We start from the raw sequence: 19300 nt of genomic DNA, 5'->3' as shown, positions 1-19300 counted from the left end.
ACGCATGCAACAACTCCTCAGCTAGGAGCTGTTGCACTAGACCCCTGAACCCAAGCGCGATATGTCGACGACAACCCGCACGCTCGGCGCAGGTGGTTTGCTGAATCGCCAGCAAACCGTGCGCCCTTCAGTCAAGGTAGTAAGCATGGCGAAAGATCTGCGGGCTCGGGTGTTTGTCGGGGCGACAACCGTTTTCGTCGTCGGCTCGGTTCTCGGTGCACCGGGTGCGGCGGCTGACGATTCGGTCTGCACATCAGTGGGCCAGTACTGCGGCTTCTACTCCCCGTCGCGCAACATCAGTTGTGAGATCAACACCGGCGGCCGCGTCGGCGAAGACGGGGTCTACTGCCAGACCGACAGCCCACCCCAGTCCGTCACGCTGAACAACGACGGGACGTTCAAGTCGTGTACCGGCGTGAGCTGCCTTGGCGACGCCGCGCAGGGGATCCCGACGCTCGCCTACGGAAAGACGATGGCGCTCGGACAATTCACGTGCCTCTCCGAGGAGAGCGGGGTCAGTTGCACCGTGGCGGGCGGTCGCGGATTCACGATCTCCAGAAGTGGCATCGGCACGGCCGGCTGACACCGCACCGGCTGCGGCATGGCTGTGAATAGCGCCCGACGCGTCGCGATTCCCAGGAACCTCACCTACCCTGGCGCTTTGAGGATTCAACCTTGTATGCCAGGGGGTTTGAGATCATGACGACCGCTTCGACCAACACCCGACGATTGCTCTATGTCGCAATCGGATTGGCGATCGCGGCGGCGCCGGCTGTCGCGGTGTTCGCCATCGCCGAGCCCGCGCCGCGGCTGGCGGCCCAGTGCCAGGACAGTGACACCGAGGACAGCTTCTCGATGAACTGCGCCCCGACGATGATTCCCGACACCAGCGATCAGCTCACCGAGGCTGAAGTGGCCGAGCCCGGCTTCAACGGCGGCAACCACAGCGGTGGCGGCGGTGGGGGCGGCGGCGGACACCACTGACCCCGAGCCCATTCCGTTGTGCGGATCCATCCGCAACACTCGCGGCGGCCACCGCTGACCCGGGTGCGACGGCGCGAGGAAATCCGTGTGGCAAACCGGTGTAATGGGCACACGGGTTAGAAATCTAAGCGGAGGTCATCGATGGAGCTGATTTCACCGACCGACTCGATGTTCTTGCTCGCCGAGTCCCGAGAACATCCCATGCACGTCGGTGGCCTGCAGCTGTTCGAGCCGCCCGAGGGTATGGGCCCGGAGTTCCTGGCTGGCATCTACAACGACCTGCTCACCTACCAAGACGTGCAACCGACGTTCCGTAAGCATCCCGGTGCGTTCTTCGGCGGCATCGCGAACCTGACGTGGGCCTTCGACCGGGACATCGACCTCGAATACCACCTGCGCCGCTCGGCGCTGCCCCAGCCCGGTCGGGTCCGTGAACTCCTCGAACTGACCTCGCGGCTGCACGGCAGTTTGCTCGATCGGCACCGGCCGCTGTGGGAGACCCATCTGGTCGAGGGCCTCAACGACGGCCGGGTGGCCGTTTACACCAAGGTCCACCACTCGCTGCTCGACGGTGTCTCGGCGATGAAGCTGACTCGGCGCACCCTCTCGACAGATCCGCTGGACGACGAGATCCGGGCGCCGTGGACCATCAGGCCGCGCGCACGTAACAAGGACAAGGGCGGCGCGTCGCCGCTGGGCGGGCTGAGACGAGCGGCCGGATCACTCGCGGGGTTGGCGCCCTCAGCGGTGACCATCGCGCGAGCTGCCCTGCTCGAACAGCAGCTGACCCTTCCGTTCGAGGCGCCCAAGACGATGTTCAACGTCCCGATCGGTGGGGCTCGTCGCGTGGCCGCGCAGTCCTGGCCGGTCAAACGCATCATCGCGATCAAGGACGCCGCCGGTGTCACCGTCAACGACGTCATCCTGGCGATGTGCGCCGGAGCCCTGCGGGCCTACCTGATCGAGCAGGACGCCCTGCCCGACAAACCGCTGATCGCCATGGTTCCGGTCAATCTGCGCGACGAGCACGACCAGTCCAGCGGCGGCAACCAGGTCGGCGCCATCCTGTGCAACCTCGCCACCGACGAGAGTGATCCGGCCAAGCGCCTGGCGGCGATCAACGCGTCGATCAGTGGCAACAAAGAGGTGTTCTTGCAGCTGCCCAAGATCCAGCAGCTCGCGTTGTCGGCGTTCAACATGGCGCCGCTGGCACTGACCCTGCTGCCGGCGCTGGCCGCCGCGGCAGCGCCCCCGTTCAACATCGTGATCTCCAACGTGCCGGGTGCCCGCGAGCCGCTGTACTGGCACGGCGCACGCCTGGACGGCAACTATCCGTTGTCGATCGCGCTCGACGGCCAAGCGCTCAACATCACGATGTCCAACAACGCCGACAACCTCGACTTCGGTCTGGTCGGCTGCCGGCGCAGCATCCCGCATCTGCAGCGGCTGCTGGCTCAGCTGGAGGACTCGCTGGCCGGGCTGGAAAAGGCGGTTGGGGTCTAGTCACACGAAAGCGGCGGCGACCCCTCGGGGCGCCGCCGCTTCGTCCTGCCTGCCGCTACGGGCAGGTGACCTGAATCTCGAAGGGCTTGGTCACCGGCTGCATCGGGTTGGCCATGTCGACGCCCGTCGCGGTTCCGCTGATCGTGTAGGTGTTGCCGTCCTTGGTGGCGGTGGCATTCGCCCCACCGGGCACGCCTGCGGTGTAACCCAGCGTCACGCCGTTGACGTTGCCCAGGCCGACCGACTGCACCGAAGAGGCATCCGCGGACAGGACGGCGGCGATGCCGGTGGTCGCTTCCCCGATCGCGATGTTGAGGTTGCCGCCGGCCGTCGCGCAGACGACCTGACCCTGGACGTTCTGCGCCTGACCGTCGATCGTCACCTTGGCGGTCCCTGCACCGGCGGTCGCGCTGGGGGATCCCGCCGCACTCGTCGTCGTAGCGGCCGCGGATGTGCTCGCCGTTGCGCTCGTCGTCGACGTTGATTTGTTGTCGTTTTTCGAACAACCTGACAATCCGGCCACCAGGACCGCGGCGCCGGCAACGGTCACCACCAATGCACGCTTCACCGATTTCTCCTTATGTAGGTGATCCATCGACGTTGACAGATCATCGAGAAAATTATGGTGCGCCGATTCCGGGGGATGGCAAGAATGGACAAAAAGCTCGTCTGCCAGTCAAGGAGCCGAAACTTTCCTCATCATCGGGGCAAATGACGGGCCGCGCAGGCAAAGTCGGTATCTTCACGGTCATGCAGACATTGCGTACACCCGACGAGCGATTCGCTGAAATTCCGAATTTCCCTTATGTACCGCACTATTGCGAGCTCGACGATGACGAGGGGGGCCGTCTACGAGTGGCCTGGATCGACGAAGGCCCGGAGCGCGCCGATCCAATTCTGTTGTTGCATGGCGAACCGACGTGGTCGTTTCTGTACCGCAAGATGATCCCGGTGCTCACTGCCGCGGGGCATCGGGTCATCTGTCCGGATCTGGTCGGTTTCGGGCGTTCCGACAAACCCACCCGCCGCGAGGACCACACGTACGCCCGCCACGTCGAGTGGATGCGCGCACTCGCGTTCGACGTCCTCGATCTGCACCGAGTGACCTTGTTCGGACAGGACTGGGGTGGGCTGATCGGGCTGCGCCTGGTCGCGGAGAACGCGGACCGATTCACCCGCATCGTCGTCGCCAACACCGGTCTGCCGACAGGTGACTTCAACATGCCCGAGGTGTGGTGGCAGTTCCGCCGCGCCATCCAGGACTCGCCCAGCATCGATGTCGGCCGATTCGTCGAGTCGGGATGCCTGCGGCCGATGAGCGACGACGTTCGCCAGGCCTACAACGCCCCTTTCGCCGACGACAGCTTCACCGCCGCTGCGCGGGCAATGCCCGGACTGGTGCCCACCACCCCAGACGACCCCGCGTCGGAGGCGAACCGGCGCGCCTGGGCGACCCTGACCGCCGGTTCGACGCCGATGCTGGTGGCCTTCAGCGACGGCGACCCGATCACCGGGGCGATGGCGCCGATCTTCCAGCAGATGGCAGGAGCACAGGGCCGCGAACACCCCACGCTGCACGGGGCCGGGCACTTCATCCAAGAGGATGCGGGCGAGGAGCTGGCCGGCCACATCGTGCGGTTCCTGGAGTGAGGCGGCGCGCTGGTTAGATGTCGACGTGCCTTTCTTCACCGTCGACGCGGAGTTGCCCGGCCGGCGGGGACGCAGCGGCGTGATCCACACGCCCCACGGCGACATCCACACCCCGGCTTTCATCGCCGTCGGCACCAAGGCCACCGTGAAGGCGGTGCTTCCCGAGACGATGCGCGAGCTGGGTGCGCAAGCCGTTCTGTCCAACGCCTACCACCTCTACCTGCAGCCCGGCCCTGACATCGTCGACGAGGCAGGTGGTCTCGGCGCGTTCATGAACTGGCCGGGGCCGACGTTCACCGACAGCGGCGGGTTCCAGGTCCTGTCCCTGGGTGCCGGGTTCCGCAAGGTCCTGTCGATGGACGCCAATCGGGTACAGGCCGACGACGTGATCGCCGAGGGTAAGCAGCGGCTGGCGCATGTCGACGACGACGGCGTGACGTTCATTTCGCATCTCGACGGCTCGACGCACCGGTTCACTCCCGAGGTGTCGATGCAGATTCAGCACAAGATCGGTGCCGACATCATCTTCGCCTTCGACGAGTTGACGACGCTGGTGAATACCCGTGGCTACCAAGAGGAGTCGGTCGCACGCACCCAAGCCTGGGCGGTGCGCTGCATCGCCGAGCACCGCAGGCTGACCGCGGAACGTCCGGAGCGGCCCGCGCAGGCGCTGTTCGGGGTGGTTCAGGGCGCGCAGTACGAGGACCTGCGGCGTCAGGCGTCGCGGGACCTGGCCGGCATCGTCGATTCCGAGGGGCGTGGCTTCGACGGTTACGGCATCGGCGGAGCGCTGGAAAAGCAGAACCTGGCCACGATCGTCGGGTGGTGCGTCGACGAGCTGCCTGACGACAAGCCCCGTCACCTGCTCGGCATCAGTGAGCCCGACGACCTGTTCGCCGCTATCGCCGCGGGTGCCGACACCTTCGACTGCGTGTCGCCGTCGCGGGTGGCGCGCAACGCGGCGGTGTACTCGCCGACCGGGCGCTTCAACATCACCGGCGCACGCTACCGGCGGGACTTCACCCCGATCGACGCCGACTGCGACTGCTACACCTGTGCCAACTACACCAGGGCCTACCTGCATCACCTGTTCAAAGCCAAGGAGATCCTGTCCGCCACGCTGTGCACGATCCACAACGAGCGGTTCATCATCCGCCTGGTCGACCAGATCCGCGCCGCGATCGTGGCGGGTGAGTTCGACGAACTCCGCGAGGATGCTCTCGGCAGGTACTACGGCCATTCGACGCGTGCACAATAGCGTGCACAATAGGTAGATGACTGCTGCCGCCGAGCCGCAAGAGCTGCTGGTAGAACTGCTCGACCCCGCCAACCGGGCCAACCCGTACCCCGTGTACCGGCAGATCCTCGACCGCAGCCCGATGCTGATTCCCGAGTCCACCCTGCACGTGATGTCCAGCTTCGCCGACTGCGACGAGGTGCTGCGGCACCCCGACTCGTGCAGCGACCGGCTGAAATCGACCGCCGCGCAGCGGGCCATCGACGCCGGTGAGCAGCCCCGGCCGTTCGGCACCCCCGGATTTCTGTTCCTCGACCCGCCCGATCACACCCGATTGCGCAAACTGGTCAGTAAGGCGTTCTCGCCCCGGGTGGTCAAGGCGCTGGAGCCCGACATCGCCACCATGGTCGACGATCTGCTCGACAAAGTCGCCGAGACAAGCGAATTCGACGCCATCGAGCAGCTGGCACATCCGCTGCCCGTGGCGGTGATCTGTCGGTTGCTCGGCGTGCCGATCGAGGACGAACCGCAGTTCAGCTCGGCATCAACACTTTTGGCGCAGGGACTAGATCCGTTCGCCACGTTCACCGGCGAGCCCCAGGGGCTGGAAGAACGGCTGAAGGCCGGAATGTGGCTGCGCGGCTACCTGCGCGAACTGCTGGAGCGCCGCCGCGCGGAGCCCCGCGACGACCTGATGTCGGGCCTGATCGCCGTGGAGGAATCCGGTGACCAGCTCACCGAAGAGGAGATCGTCGCGACCTGCAACCTGCTGCTGATCGCCGGGCACGAGACGACGGTCAATCTCATCGCCAATGCCATCCTGGCGATGTTGCGGCACCGCGAGCACTGGAAGGCATTGAGCGCCGACCCGAGCCTGGCCCCGAACATCATCGAGGAGACACTGCGCTACGACCCACCGGTGCAACTGGCCAGCCGGGTGGCCGGCGCGGACATGCAGATCGGTGACACGCGAATCCCCAAGGGCGACATCATGATGCTGCTCCTGGCGGCGGCACATCGCGATCCGGCATCGACCGAGCGGCCCGACGACTTCGACCCGACCCGAAACCCGATCCGCCACCTGGCATTCGGGCACGGACCGCACTTCTGCCTCGGTGCGCCGCTGGCGCGCATGGAGGCCGCGGTTGCCCTGACCGCGGTGACCCGCCGTTTCCCGCAGGCGCGGCTGGCCGCTGAGCCGACCTACAAGCCGCATGTCACGCTGCGCGGCATGGCGCGCCTGGACGTCGCTGTATAGAGCCGGCGCACGGTTGACCGTTACCGATGATGCCGCAGCGGAAGTCGTTCTAGGCCACGAAAAACCGGTTGAAGCGCGAGTCGTAGGCCTGCTGCCGCGCAACGAGTTGCTGCGCCCGCTGCTCAGGGGTGACGTAGACGGTGCTCGACGGCAGCGCCGATGCCAGGTCTTCCACGCGCACCACGCGCGAGGTCACTGTCGGCGGGCCGGCATCAGCGTTGGCGTTCGGCAGTTGCCACCGGACGAACAGACTGCCCTGGGAGAGCCCGCCGGTGTCGACCCAATTGGCAACTCCCGGATCCGTTTTGGACAGCACCAACGTGTAGGAGCCGTCCGGATTCTGCACGGCCTGCGAAGAGTTCAAGCTGCTCTGGTGATTTCGGTAGTCGGGAGTGATGGTCCACGCGTCGGTGACCGGGGTGGTGAAATACCCGGCGTCGCCGAGTGTCACCGTGATGACCATCGCCTGGTCGTCGTCGAGGTGGAACAACGTCGAGCTCTGTCGTTGCGTGGACAGGGTTCCAAAGGTGTGGGTGGGCTTACCCAACGAATTGACCGGCTGGATGAATGGCAGCAGCATCAACCCGTAGAGCGCGACTCCTGAGGTGAGCGCCAGTGAGACGGCCCCGTGCACCAATTGGTCGTAGGTCTTCGGGGCGGCAGCCGGAAGCGCGTCAACGCGCTGGACCGACAACTCGACTGGCGAGTCCGTCCACTGCCCCAGCGTGTCGCGGATGAAGACCTGCTGAGCGTCGTGGGTCATGTGCAGGTGGTTGGGAGTGCCATCGTCGGATGCGGTGTTCACCGTGATCGTGAACGTTCCGTCCGGATTGACCACGAGATCGTGTAGTCCGATGTTGTCGACCGAGTTCGTGACGTTCGGGTCGGTGTACACCGAGAAATTCAGGTCAGCCGGCGGATCGCCGACGAACTTGCCGGTGATCACGTACGAGTACTTGGCGTTGACCGGAATGGTCCGATACACCGAATCGGGATTGTCATATGCCCAACGGCCGCCCGCGATGGCCAACGGGCCCCAGTCGTGGGGTGGAATCTCGTAGGTGAGGATCTTCGGGCGAGCTGGGTCGGTGTTGACCATCCGCATGGCGACACCGAAGGTGAACTCGTCAAGGGCTTGGTTGAGCCGGGTCACGTTACCGGCGTCCAGCCCACCGGCAGGGAGGTATTTCAACGCCGCCAGAGCGATCCACCATGGCCGCAGAACGTTCTTCGTCCATTGCAGCTGGGGCGAATTGGCTATCTGCGCGGCCAGGGCCTCCATCTGGAGCTGATCCGGCGGAGCGGGTGAGTCGGGTGCGACGGTGACACTGATCTGCGTCTGGCCGCCGGTCGGGTCGGCGTTCAGAACGCCGGCGAGGTTGATGTGGAATGGATTTCCGGCGTGGTCACTGGGCTGGACGGTGAAGGTGTCGGTGCCGCCCGAGGCGGCGAACTCAGCGTTGGGCACGTAGGAGAACGTGCCGTCAGCCTTGATGATCACGCTGCCGTGCGCAGGCGCCGAGGTCAGCACATAGGAAATCCGGTCGCCTTCGCGATCGGTGGCATTGAGGCTGCCGGTGACGACGCCGTAGGGGGAGGTGCCGTTTTGGGCGGGGTCGTAGCCGATGGAGGGTGAGGCGTTGAAGAAGGTAACGCCGACCTGTCGCCGTATCCACTGGGCTGCGGCCGCCAGCGCGTCGTCAGGCGCGGGAAGACGTGCCGGTGCCTGACCGGACCGGCGGGCCGCGACCGGCTTCGTTGGGCGCGGTGAGCGAGCACCCACCGGGCGCGAACTGTTCATCGAGCCCCTGGTATCCCGGGCAGCGCTCGAAATCGAGCTGTTCGCTGAGGGTTTCGCGGCACTCGGTGCCCTGACGGCGCCGGAGTGAGCGCGTGAGGACGCGTGATCGGCGGTATTGGGGTCGGCGGAGGCCAGGCCGGGGCTCACCGCCATCCCGATACCGAGGAACAGCGCCAGCGCGCCGACTCGGCCGACGAGTCCACCGTAGCCACGGCCATCACAGTGGTCGGCGAAACGGCTCATCTCAGGACCCCCTCGCAAACGGCGTGATTACGATGCGTAGCGTAGCGTAAGTCAGTCGGTCAGCGCGGCAACAACTTCGCGGGCGGCCCGCTCACCGGCGTCGACTGCCCCCTCCATGTAGGCGCTCCAATACGTCGCAGTATCGGTTGATGCCCAATGGATCACGCCGATGGGTGCCGACAGAGCCGGACCGTAGGCCGTCCACACGTGCGGGCCCAGGTTGGCGTTGTAGCAGCCGCGGGTCCACTGCCGGTCCGACCATTCGCCGTCGACGTAGAACTCGGGATGGGCGGCCTTGCCGCCGTAATGGCGCACCAGCTCGGCGGTGAGCGCCGCACGGCGTTCGTCTTCGGGTAGGCGACCGAAGGTGCGGGCCTGTTCGCCTTCGAGGAACATCAGGATCACCCCGTGATCGTCGCCGGGGATGCAGGTGTCGTTGGACATCCGGGCCGGGCCGACATCGGAGATCAGCTGGCCGTTGAATCCGTCAGTGCGCCAAAAGGGTTCGTCGTAGACGAAGAACGCCTTCATGGCGGACCCATTGGGCAGACGCTGCGTGAGCTGATCGCGCGTCCCGGGAAGCGGAGGGTCGTACATGATGCGGCCCGCGAGAGTCGGTGAGATGGCGACGATCACACGGCGCCCACGGGCGACCACTCCGCCGCGGCAGTGCACGCTCACACTGTCGGCGGAGTGCTCGATCAGCTGTACCGGGACCCTCAGCATGATGTGATCGGCGATCAGCGCGGCCAGTCGGCGCGGGATCTCGGCCGTGCCGCCGACGAACCGGGTGGTCTGGGCGCCTCCTTCGGATTCGGCGAACAGCTCCGAGGTCACCCCGCAGGTCTGGATGGTGAACAGCAGGTGCAGGAATGACACCTCCGCGGTCGGCACCGCGAGAATCCCGACCGTGCAGATCTCCACCAGGGTGCGGGCCACCGGCGACAGTCCCTGGGCGTCGTACCATGCGCCCGCGGTGATGGAATCCCATTCGGCCGCTTGGGTTGCCGACCACGGAGCGTCGACGGGCACCTCGGTGGCGAGCTCGTCCAGCCGGCGCAGTACTCGCTCCAGCTCGGCCAGTTCGCCGGCGAAGCGTGCGTGGAATTCGCTCTCGCGCAACACTCCCGACCCGACAAGGTCATAGGACGTCTCACCGTCGTCGAACTGTGGGTAGGTCTCGACGCCGAGTTCGGCGGCCAGCCGGAACATTCTTTCGTGGGTGTCGCCGATCCATTGGGCGCCGAGCTCCACGGGTAGGCCCGGGATGACCTCCTCGGTGAGGATGCGACCGCCGACGCGCTCGTCGGCTTCCAACACGACCGGTGTCAGTCCGGCCGCCAGCACCGTGCGGGCGGCGATCATTCCGGAAAGCCCGGCCCCGACAATCACGACGTCCGCGTCTACCTGCGTCTGCTTCGGCATCTGGACACTGTGGCACAGCGCCGGTCCGGCTACAGGGGATTGAGGACCCGCTCGAGGAACTGGCGGGTTCGGACTTCCTTCGGATTGCCGAGCACCTCGTCGGGCGGGCCCTGTTCGAGGATCACTCCACCATCGGTGAACAGGACCTGGTTGGAAACCTGTCTGGCAAATTGGATTTCGTGGGTGACGATCACCATCGTCCAGCCCTCGACGGCCAGTTCCTTGATCACCGAGAGCACCTCGCCGACCAGTTCGGGATCCAGTGCCGACGTCGGTTCGTCGAACAACACCAGCTTGGGCTTGAGCGCCAGTGCCCGGGCGATACCGACCCGCTGTTGCTGTCCGCCGGACAATTGGTAGGGGTACTGATCGCGTTTGTCGGCCAGTCCGACCTGGTCGAGAAGTGTGACCGCATCGGCGATCGCTTCCTCTTTAGGGCGCTTCTGCACGATCACCGGGCCTTCGATGATGTTCTGCAGCACCGTCTTGTGAGGGAAAAGGTTGTGACCCTGAAACACGAACCCGCTTTGCGACTGAAACCTGCGCACCTCGGATTTGGTTGTCGGCGTGGCGAAGTCGATCTCGACATCGTCGATCCGGATCACGCCGGCGTCGGCGCGGTCCAGCGCGTTCAACGTGCGCAACAACGTTGTCTTGCCCGACCCGGACGGTCCGATGATCGCGGTCGCCGTTCCGCGCCGCACCGTGAACGACACGCCTTTGAGTACTTTGTTGTCTCCGAACGCCTTCTCGACGCCGTCGGCGACGACTCGGTATTCGGTTGCGCCGCTGGTGTCAGTCATCGCGCCACGTACCTTTCCAGCCGGTGCTCCAGGCGGCTCTGACCGAACGAGAGCACCAGGCAGATGATCCAGTAATACGCTGCGGCGGTGCCGTACAGCGCGAAGAACTCGAAGGTCGGCGCAGCGGCCACCTGTGCGGTACGCAGCAGTTCGGTCACCAGGATGGTCGATGCCAGCGAGGTGTCTTTGACCAGTGATATCAGGGTGTTGGACAGCGGTGGGACCGCAACCCGGGCTGCCTGCGGAAGGATGATCCGTCGCAGTGCACCGGCGTAGTGGTAGCCGATGGTCTCGGCGGCCTCCCACTGACCTTTCGGGATGCTCTGGATCGCCGAGCGGATGATCTCGGCGGCGTAGCCGCCGACGTTGAGACTGAACGCGATCACCGCCGCCAGGAACGGGTCGAGTTTGATGCCGATCTGCGGCAGTGCGTAGAAGATGATGAACAACTGCACCAGTAGGGGTGTGCCGCGGATGACCGAGATGTAGAACCGCGCGATGTTCGACACCACCACGTTCCTGGACAGCCGGCCGAGGGCCACCACGAGCGCGATCACCAGACCGATGGCGAAGCTGATGACGGTCAGCGGGATGGTCACCGTGATCGCGGCCTTGGCCAAGGGCCACAAGTTCTTCCCGATCAGCTGCCACACCGAGCGGTGGCCGGCTTCGGCGCCCCCGGATGCGGGTGCACCGGTGGCGTTGGCTTTCAGGTACTTCTGGGAGATCGCGGCCAACGTGCCGTCGGCCTTCAGCTCGTCGAGGGCGCGATTCAGATCCGGCAGCAGACCGCTGTTCTTCCGGGCGGCGAAGCCCTGTTCGCTCTTGTCGCCGATCGTCGCGCTGATCTTCACCGATTGGTTGTCGGTCTCGGCCTGGTAGGCGTGAAAGGCGATGCTGTCGTTGACCACAGCATCCACCCGGCCCTGATTGAGCAGGGTGATCGCCTGGGTGAATCCCTCCACCGGGGCCACCGTCGCCCCCGCGTCGCGGGACACCTGCGCCCAGTTGCTGGTGATGCTGGCACCGGCGGTCTTGCCCTTGAGATCGCGCAGCGAGGTGATCGAATTGTCGTCGGCCCGGGTGATGATGACGCCTTCACCGACCGAGTACGGTTCGGAAAGGTCGTATTTGCTCTTGCGCTCCGGGGTGATGGTCACCTCGTTGGCCACCACGTCGAACCGGTTGGCTTCGAGCGCGGCGAAGATGGAATCCCATGGTGTCTGGACGAATTCGACTTTCTTGCCGAGTTTCTCACCGACCGCGTTGGCGACGTCGACGTCGTAACCGGCGAGTTGTCCGGTGGCGGGATCCTGGAAGCTGAACGGCGCATAGGTGCCTTCGGTGCCGACCCGCAGCACACCGGAGGACAGCGGGTCGCCACTATCGGACTTGGCGCAGCCGCCGATCAGCACTGCGGCGACCATCGCGATGGCCAGCAGTGCTGCACGTGGTAGATGACGCATTCGGCGGACAGTAATGCTGTGGGAGATGCCCGCCAAGGGTTGCGATCAAACCGGTTGATACACCCACGGGTCGCGGGGCAACCTGGCCGGGTCGAAGTGGCGCAGCAGCTCGGCCATGTTCGACGACGGCCAGCCCAGCGATTCGGTGATCAGGGCGAACGTCCTGGCCACTCCGAGTTCGGCCAGGGTGACGGCGCCGTCGCGTTTGGCCAGTCGCTTGCCTTCGGCGTTGAGGACCAGCGGCACATGGGCGTACTCCGGCTGCGGGTAGCCGAGGAGCCCGGCCAGGTAGGCCTGGCGAGGGGCGGACGCCAACAGGTCGTCGCCGCGGACCACCTGGTCGATGCCGGAGCGCGCGTCGTCGACCACCACGGCCAGGTTGTAGGCCGGCACCCCGTCACCGCGGCGCAGCACGAAGTCGTCGACGACCCCGGTGTAGCGGCCATGGATGACGTCGGTGACGGTGAATTCGCCGGCTTCGGCACGCAGCCGCAGCGCGGGCGGTCGCCCCGTCTCTCGTTTGGCGGCCCGCTCGGCGGTAGATAGGTCACGGCAGGTGCCCGGATACGCCCCTTCCGGGGCGTGTGGCGCGCGCGGTGCGCTGAGGATATCTTTTCTGCTGCAATAGCATTCGTACACCAGGTCGCGCTCCGCCAACCCGGCGATCGCCGTGTCGTAGCGTTCCCGCTGCCGGGATTGCCATTGCGGTTCACCGTCCCATGTGACGCCGATAGCGGCCAGATCGTCGAGTTGACGCTGCGCCACGTCGTCGTGGGTGCGGTCGTCGAGATCTTCGATGCGCATCAGGAAGTTTCGGCCTGTCGAGCGGGCGAAGAGCCACGCCAGCACTGCGGTGCGCAGGTTGCCGATGTGCAGGTCGGCGGAGGGGCTGGGAGCGAACCGGCCTGCGCCCGGCGTTGGGCGAGTCACGCCCGCAATCTAGCTCAGGGGAGCTCAGTCCCGTTCCCACGGCGCGGTTTCGTCCATCTTGGCGTAGTACTTGGCGAGGTGGCTCTTGACCCGCTCGATGTCCTTGTCGGGCAGGTCGACACCGCCGCGTGAGCCCTGCATGATCGCGCCGGCTGCCATGATCCCGCGGGGCACCGCCGTCAGCTTGCCGTTGATGATGTCGGCGATCAGCAGTTTGTAGGCGGTGAAGTTGTCTTTGTTGTCGCTGTCGTACCAGACGTGCGCGACGCGGTACTTCTCGTTCGGTTGATCTTCGGCATCGGCCCATTTTCGGACTCGCTTCTCGGCCGCGTCGCCATCCCACTTGCGGTCGCGGTCGGTCAGCGGAAGGTCCTTGAACGCTGTCACTGACATGGTTGGGGCGTGCCCGCGAGTAGCTGTCGGTAAACGGCGCGAGCCCTCACAAATTCACCCGACGCGCTGGCCGGCCCTGTCCGCGGCGATCCGCCATCCCGCGCTGGATTCCTGTTGCCGCCAGAACTCCGCGAAACGCCCACCACGTGCGGTGAGTTCGTCGATGCTGCCTTGCTCGACGACCGTGCCCGCGTCGACGAACAACACCTGGTCGGCGTGCCGGATGGCGTCGAGGCGGTGCGCGATGATCACCCGGGTCCGCAACAGGGGATCGTCGTTGATCGCCTGGGTGATTGCCGCTTCGTTCTCGGTGTCCAGCGCGCTGGTCGCCTCATCGATCAGCAGAATGCCTGCCGGCTTGACCAATGCCCTTGCGATGCTGACCCGTTGGCGCTCGCCGCCGGACAGCGCGCCACCGGCCTCGCCGACGGTGGACTGTGCGCCGTCGGGAAGGCGCTCAACGATGTCGTCGACACGCGCCAAGCTCATCGCCCGGTGCAGCGCGTCGTCGTCGGCCTCGGGATGCCCGACGCGGATGTTGTCCGCGATCGTCCCGTCGAACAGGTATGGATGCTGGAACACCACACTGACCACAGCGCGGCGTGCGTCCGGATCGATATCGGCGGTGTTGATGCCGCCGAAGACGATCTGGCCGCGCTCGGGGGTGTGCAGCCCGGCGATCAGCGACAGGATCGTGCTCTTGCCGGAACCGGACGGGCCGACGATCGCGGTGGTGGTTCCGGGTTCGAGGGTGAACGACAGGTCCTTGAGTACCTCGGTTCCCTGGTAGCCAAAGCTCACCGAGCGGAATTCGATTCGGGGAAGCAATGATTCGCCCAACGGCAATGCACCTCGCGCCGGCTGTGCGGTCACTGGTGCGGTGGTGACGGTGTTGAGCCGGTCCAGCAGGCCGCGGGCCGATTCCACCGCCCCCGACAAGTCGGCCAGCACCGTGAACGGTTCCAGGAAGCGCACCATGACGATGGCCAGCGCCACCGCCTCGGGTGCACCGAGTTGGCCGCGGAGGGCCAGCGTCGTGATGGTGGCCGACAGCAGGATGAGCGCGACCTGGCTGGCCACGCTGAACAACAGCTGACCGGGGATCTGGAATAGCAGCAGCCGCGCGGTTGCGCCCCGCACGGCGGTGAGGGCTTCCCCGGTCTGGCTCCGGGCGGCGGTGACGCGGCGGCTGGCCCGCAACGCCTGCTGGGTGCGAGCGAATTCCACCAGGCGTTCGGTGAGAGCACTGTGGGCGCTGGCGTCGGCTGCGTCGGCGGCCCGGACCAGTCGCTGGCTGGCGACCAGGGCGCCGAGGAGGAATGGCAACGCGATCGCCGCCGCCACGCCGACCTGCCAGGAGATCAGAAACAGGCCGGCTGTGATCGCGGCGGGCAACAGCAGTGCACCGACGAAGGGACTGAGCAGGTTTGCGACGAAACCGACCAGTTCCGGCGCGCTGGCCGCGATGGCCTGGCGGGCAACCGCGGTGTTGTCGGCAGTGAACCACCGCAGCGGAACATCGGTGAGCCGGTTGGCCATCGAGTGCTGCGTGGTGTCGGCCAGGGTGAACCCGAGACTGAAACCGATGCGGGCCACCACCATGTCGACAACCCACCCGCCGGCGGTGACCGCGGTGAGCGCACCCACCCACGGCCATGCATCCGAGGCGTGCGGACCGAACAGCGCGGCGAGCAGCGGCACCAGCAGAAGCGCGCTGGCCGCTCGCAGGATCACCGAAATCAGCGTCAGCGCAGCGTAGCTGGTGAGCTGGTCGCGACTCTCGGCAGGAATCAGCCGGATCAGGGTGCGGATCATCGGGCGGCACCGGCCAGCCGGCCGTCCCACAGGCGTCGGTAGCGGCCGTCGGTGGCGAGCAGCTGCGAATGGGTGCCGACCTCGGCGATGCGGCCACCGTCGAGCACTACGATCTGGTCGGCACCGGTGATGGTGTGCAGTCGGTGGGCGATCACCAATACCGTGCGGTTGTCGATCAAAGAGCTCAAAGCCTGCTGCACCAGATATTCGGATTCGGGATCTGCGAAGGCCGTGGCCTCGTCGAGGATCAGGATCGTGGTGTCGGCCAGCAGTGCGCGGGCGATGGTGAGGCGCTGCTTCTCACCGCCCGACAGCGGGGTGTTCGCCCCGATGACGGTGTCGTATCCGTCAGGCAACTGCAGGATCCGGTCGTGGATCTGCGCGGTGCGCGCTGCCCGTTCGATATCGGCGGGTGCAGCCGCCGGACTGGCGAGCGCAATGTTGTCACGCACGGTGCCTGCGACCAATTGGATGTCCTGGAACACGAACCCGACCCGGGTGTACAGCTCGTCGGGGGACATGGTGCGGATATCGCGGCCGTCGATGCGGATCGCTCCGGCATCGACGTCGTGGAAGCGCGCCAGCAGTGCCGCCAGGGTGGATTTGCCCGAGCCCGACGGACCGACCAGAGCGGTCACCGTTCCCGCCGCGAGGGTCAGCGTCACGTCGTGGATCACCGGGACGCCGGGGCGATAACCGAAGCTGACTGCGTCGAAAGTCACGCCTGCCGGCGCGGGTGATGCGGGTGCCTCCATGGGCCGGGTGCTCAATTCGGTGTCGTCAAGCGTGACCGCGATGCGCCGCGCGGCTTGGGTCCCTTCCCGGATGCCGCCAAGACCGTAGGCGATGCCCAGCAGGCGACTGCCGAACGTGGTGCCCAGCAACAGGAATGGCAGCAGTGCGGTGGGCGTCGTCCAGCCGGCCGCCACGAACGCGGTACCCGCGGTGACGATGAGCCACAAGAACGTGCTCGGTCGGGTCACCAGATCCATGAAGGTCTTCTTGCCGATGAACGGGCGCTGCCATTCGTTGAGGAACGCGATGTAGCCGTCCAGTCGGCGGCGGAACGACGAAGCCGCCGTGCCGCCGAACACCCGAATGACCGGCTGGCCCTCCAGGAATGACGCCGACTCCCCGTTCATCTGCTCGGCCCAGCGGGATGCCTCGGCGATCTTCGGGCCGCTCTGATAGACCATGGTCCAGGTGGTGACGATATAGACCAGGATCGGCAGGAACAGGATCAGCGCCATGCCCCAGTCGACGGCGAACAGGTAGATCAGCACCGCGATGGGCGCGACCACCGCCGCGACCGCGTCGGATACCGCGTGCGTCACCAGGTAGTGCAGCGACAGTGTGTCGTCCTGGATGAGCTTCTTCACCGAGCCCGAACCGCGTTCGGTGAACCAGCCCAACGGCATTCGGGCCAGTTTGTCGAGTAGTTGGCGCCGCACCTCGGCGCTGAACCGCATATCGACCACATGCAGCCACAGCACCAGAACTGCACCCAGTGTGGTGCCGGTGGTCAGCAGCACGACGAACACGGTGACCGTGTTCCACACCCGGGATTGGTCGGCGCCGCTGAGAAGCTGCTGCGCCAGCTCGGCCAGGACCACGAACGGGGCGAGTTGGAGCAGTGTGAGCAGTGCCTGCAGCACGCCGGCGACGATCAGCTGCGACTTCACCGGTGCGAGAAGGTCTTTGCCCGCCTGGGACCGCCACGTGCCCCTGGCGGCGGCCGACTGTGTCGGTGGCTGTGTGGGCGTGGCGCTTTCAGTGGCCGCGGCAGCGTCGTTGCGTGTGCTGCCCATCTCGCGCCCTCGCGTCCAGTACGCCTGGGCTTTCACTTCGGTCTTGGGGAATCCGAACGTGTCCTTCAGTCGTTTGCGCAGATGTTTGAGCGCACCGGCCTCCGGGCCGGCCCAGGCCGACCAGTTGGACCAGTCTCGGTCCTCGATGGCTGCTGCCAGTGATGTGTCGTCGGTTCGGGTCACCCAGTGCAGGCGGCGGCGCGGGTGCTCGGCGAGGGGGATGAGTTCGTCGTGGTCGCAATGGCGTTCGAGGTACACCTCGACGTCGACCTCGGGTGGCAGTGCGGCGACGATGGAGTTGATCGCCGGGATGGATGCCGAGTCCCCGATGAGCAGAAATCCCGCCGGGAGTTCGTCGGGCACCGCGAACGGTGACGATCCCAGCGACACGGCCGCAATGGTCATCCCTGGTGCGGCGGCGGAGGCCCACGTGCAGGCAGGTCCGGCCGGCTCGTGGAGCACGACGTCGATGGCGAAGCGGCTGGCGGCTGGATCGGCCCAGACGAGCGTGTAGGCGCGCTGGAACTCGGTGCTTCCCCCGGCCGGATCGGGAAACCAAAACCGTAGCCAGGTCGTCGGCCCGGCGTCGACGTCGTCGAACAGGGTCGGCGAGGACATGGTGATCCGGACGCAGTGTGGTGCGATGTGCTCGACTTGTTCGACCGTCGCGAGATGGTCGCGCCCTCCGAATCCGCGCAGCATGGCTCCTTGGAGACCTCGTCCCATCACGGTGTCCTCTGCTCGCGGATCATCGGTTAGTTAGCTTAACCTAAGCTAACTAACGCGCCAGGCCTCCCTCTCCCGCCGGGTGGGGCCGCACGCGGATGGCAAGTTGTCGGTTCGAATACCGAAAATTTCGTCGGCGACAATTACATAATGCGAGATGTCGCGCGGGACTTATTGCGGGGTCAAAAACCAAGCCCAGACTTACTACATTCTCGTGAAGGCAGCCCAGCCTCATCTAAGTTGCCGACGGCTTCGCAACGTGCCAAAGTGCAAGCGCGACAACACCGATCTGGTGCGGCGAGAACCGCCGCTCACGCGGTGGTCCTGTACTAGATTCACCTCATACGGTATTGAGTAGTTACAGCCCAATTCGGCAGCCCGCTAATTGTGGTTTGAGTGCGATGACAGGAGAAAGTGAATGCAGGGCGACAGCGAGGTTCTCACGCTCCTGAATCAGCAGCTGACAAGCGAACTGACCGCTATCAATCAGTACTTCCTGCACTCCAAGATGCAGGACAACTGGGGCTTCACCGAACTGGCCAAGCACACCCGGGACGAATCGTTCGACGAGATGCGCCACGCCGAGCGCGTCACCGACCGGATCCTGATCCTCGATGGGCTGCCCAACTACCAACGCATCGGCACGTTGAACATCGGCCAGACGATTCGCGAACAGTTCGAGAGCGACCTGGCACTGGAGTACGAAGTGGTCAACCGGTTGAAGCCGGCCATCGTGCTGTGCCGCGAGAAGCAGGATTCGACCACGGCCAACCTCTTCGAGGACATCGTCGCCGACGAGGAACACCACATCGACTACCTCGAGACGCAGCTCGAGCTGATGAACAAGCTCGGTGTCGAGCTCTACTCGGCGCAGTGCGTGTCCCGCCCCCCGGGCTCGCTCGACTAGACCGTCAGCTGTCCCCGGGGCCCGCGATCACCGGCGCGGCTCCGTGCGCCCGTTGCACTGACACCGCTGTTCGGGCGGGATCGCCCGCATCACACCTTCGACGTGTTGGCCGCAGCCGTCCCACGTCGTCTTGCCACAGGCCGGGCAGTTGACTGCGTAGCACATGTTCTGAATTCCTTTCGTTGATCTACGGTCACACGGTCGCGTGCGCGGCGACCCACGCGTTGTGTCCGCCGAGCAGGTCGGACACGTTCTGAATACCGTTGGCGCGCAACAGCGATGCGGCCACACTGGAACCCGACTTGGCTCAATTTAGTGTTCAAGTCCGTGGCTGATCTTGGCGAGGGCGTC

Annotated in this window: 17 protein-coding genes and 1 pseudogene; 7 read left to right on the top strand and 11 right to left on the bottom strand. The window is 65.7% G+C overall.

Features of this window, described 5'->3' with window-relative positions:
- The first annotated feature begins 145 nt into the window (after positions 1-145).
- From CRM90_RS27720 to CRM90_RS27710, 3 genes are all read left to right on the top strand, one after another.
- A complete protein-coding gene (locus CRM90_RS27720) occupies positions 146-583 on the top strand; it encodes a hypothetical protein (protein ID WP_102810089.1) in 438 nt (145 codons plus the stop codon).
- 116 nt (positions 584-699) lie between these two features.
- Positions 700-984: a hypothetical protein gene (locus CRM90_RS27715; protein ID WP_102810088.1), complete on the top strand. Its 285-nt coding sequence runs from the start codon at positions 700-702 to the stop codon at positions 982-984.
- Positions 985-1125: 141 nt separating this feature from the next.
- Complete coding sequence (locus tag CRM90_RS27710) at positions 1126-2487, top strand: WS/DGAT/MGAT family O-acyltransferase (protein WP_102810087.1); 1362 nt, start codon at positions 1126-1128, stop codon at positions 2485-2487.
- Positions 2488-2542: 55 nt separating this feature from the next.
- Here CRM90_RS27710 and CRM90_RS27705 read toward each other — a convergent pair whose 3' ends face one another.
- Positions 2543-3055, bottom strand: coding sequence for a lipoprotein LpqH (locus tag CRM90_RS27705; protein ID WP_102810086.1), 513 nt, complete (start codon positions 3053-3055; stop codon positions 2543-2545).
- A gap of 182 nt (positions 3056-3237) precedes the next feature.
- Here CRM90_RS27705 and CRM90_RS27700 point away from each other — a divergent pair, with 182 nt between their 5' ends.
- Genes CRM90_RS27700 through CRM90_RS27690 form a run of 3 tightly spaced genes read left to right on the top strand, consistent with a single transcriptional unit; the run spans position 3238 to position 6632 of the window.
- Entirely contained in the window at positions 3238-4137 is a 900-nt protein-coding gene (locus CRM90_RS27700; protein WP_102810091.1) for a haloalkane dehalogenase, read from the top strand.
- Positions 4138-4162: 25 nt separating this feature from the next.
- Entirely contained in the window at positions 4163-5395 is a 1233-nt protein-coding gene (gene tgt / locus CRM90_RS27695) for a tRNA guanosine(34) transglycosylase Tgt (protein ID WP_102810085.1), read from the top strand.
- 16 nt (positions 5396-5411) lie between these two features.
- Positions 5412-6632, top strand: coding sequence for a cytochrome P450 (locus tag CRM90_RS27690; RefSeq protein WP_102810084.1), 1221 nt, complete (start codon positions 5412-5414; stop codon positions 6630-6632).
- A 49-nt stretch (positions 6633-6681) separates the two neighbouring features.
- Here the strand turns inward: CRM90_RS27690 and CRM90_RS27685 are convergent, their stop codons facing one another.
- The 8 genes from CRM90_RS27685 to CRM90_RS27650 are packed head-to-tail and all read right to left on the bottom strand — an operon-like array spanning position 6682 to position 18042.
- The gene (locus CRM90_RS27685; RefSeq protein WP_102810083.1) at positions 6682-8676 is read right to left on the bottom strand and encodes an Ig-like domain-containing protein; all 1995 of its coding nucleotides are present in this window, start codon (positions 8674-8676) and stop codon (positions 6682-6684) included.
- 51 nt (positions 8677-8727) lie between these two features.
- Positions 8728-10101: a flavin monoamine oxidase family protein gene (locus CRM90_RS27680; protein ID WP_102810082.1), complete on the bottom strand. Its 1374-nt coding sequence runs from the start codon at positions 10099-10101 to the stop codon at positions 8728-8730.
- A gap of 29 nt (positions 10102-10130) precedes the next feature.
- Positions 10131-10904 carry an amino acid ABC transporter ATP-binding protein gene (locus CRM90_RS27675; RefSeq protein WP_102810081.1) on the bottom strand — a complete coding sequence of 258 codons (774 nt, stop codon included), beginning with the start codon at positions 10902-10904 and terminating at the stop codon, positions 10131-10133.
- Positions 10901-12370 (bottom strand): ABC transporter permease subunit, encoded by a 1470-nt coding sequence (locus CRM90_RS27670; protein WP_102810080.1) that lies wholly within the window; start codon positions 12368-12370, stop codon positions 10901-10903. Before CRM90_RS27670 ends, CRM90_RS27675 begins: the two co-directional genes overlap by 4 nt.
- 45 nt (positions 12371-12415) lie before the next feature.
- Positions 12416-13300: a tRNA glutamyl-Q(34) synthetase GluQRS gene (gene gluQRS / locus CRM90_RS27665; RefSeq protein WP_102810079.1), complete on the bottom strand. Its 885-nt coding sequence runs from the start codon at positions 13298-13300 to the stop codon at positions 12416-12418.
- Positions 13301-13324: 24 nt separating this feature from the next.
- Positions 13325-13693, bottom strand: coding sequence for a hypothetical protein (locus tag CRM90_RS27660; protein ID WP_102810078.1), 369 nt, complete (start codon positions 13691-13693; stop codon positions 13325-13327).
- A gap of 54 nt (positions 13694-13747) precedes the next feature.
- A complete protein-coding gene (locus CRM90_RS27655) occupies positions 13748-15508 on the bottom strand; it encodes an ABC transporter ATP-binding protein (protein WP_102810090.1) in 1761 nt (586 codons plus the stop codon).
- The gene (locus tag CRM90_RS27650) at positions 15505-18042 is read right to left on the bottom strand and encodes an ABC transporter ATP-binding protein/permease (protein WP_102810077.1); all 2538 of its coding nucleotides are present in this window, start codon (positions 18040-18042) and stop codon (positions 15505-15507) included. Before CRM90_RS27650 ends, CRM90_RS27655 begins: the two co-directional genes overlap by 4 nt.
- A gap of 418 nt (positions 18043-18460) precedes the next feature.
- Between CRM90_RS27650 and bfr the strand changes: the two genes are divergently transcribed.
- A complete protein-coding gene (gene bfr / locus CRM90_RS27645) occupies positions 18461-18949 on the top strand; it encodes a bacterioferritin (RefSeq protein WP_036341926.1) in 489 nt (162 codons plus the stop codon).
- 27 nt (positions 18950-18976) lie between these two features.
- Here bfr and CRM90_RS31610 read toward each other — a convergent pair whose 3' ends face one another.
- Positions 18977-19114 carry a DUF8730 family Cys-rich protein gene (locus CRM90_RS31610; protein ID WP_494337762.1) on the bottom strand — a complete coding sequence of 46 codons (138 nt, stop codon included), beginning with the start codon at positions 19112-19114 and terminating at the stop codon, positions 18977-18979.
- Positions 19115-19142: 28 nt separating this feature from the next.
- Positions 19143-19244, bottom strand: a pseudogene (locus CRM90_RS27640) (rhodanese-like domain-containing protein); the annotation flags it as partial.
- Between the last annotated feature and the right edge of the window lie 56 nt (positions 19245-19300).

Origin of the sequence: Mycobacterium sp. ENV421, from assembly GCF_002887815.1 — a bacterium.
GTDB lineage: Bacteria > Actinomycetota > Actinomycetes > Mycobacteriales > Mycobacteriaceae > Mycobacterium.
This window is presented reverse-complemented; position numbering and strand designations above follow the sequence as displayed.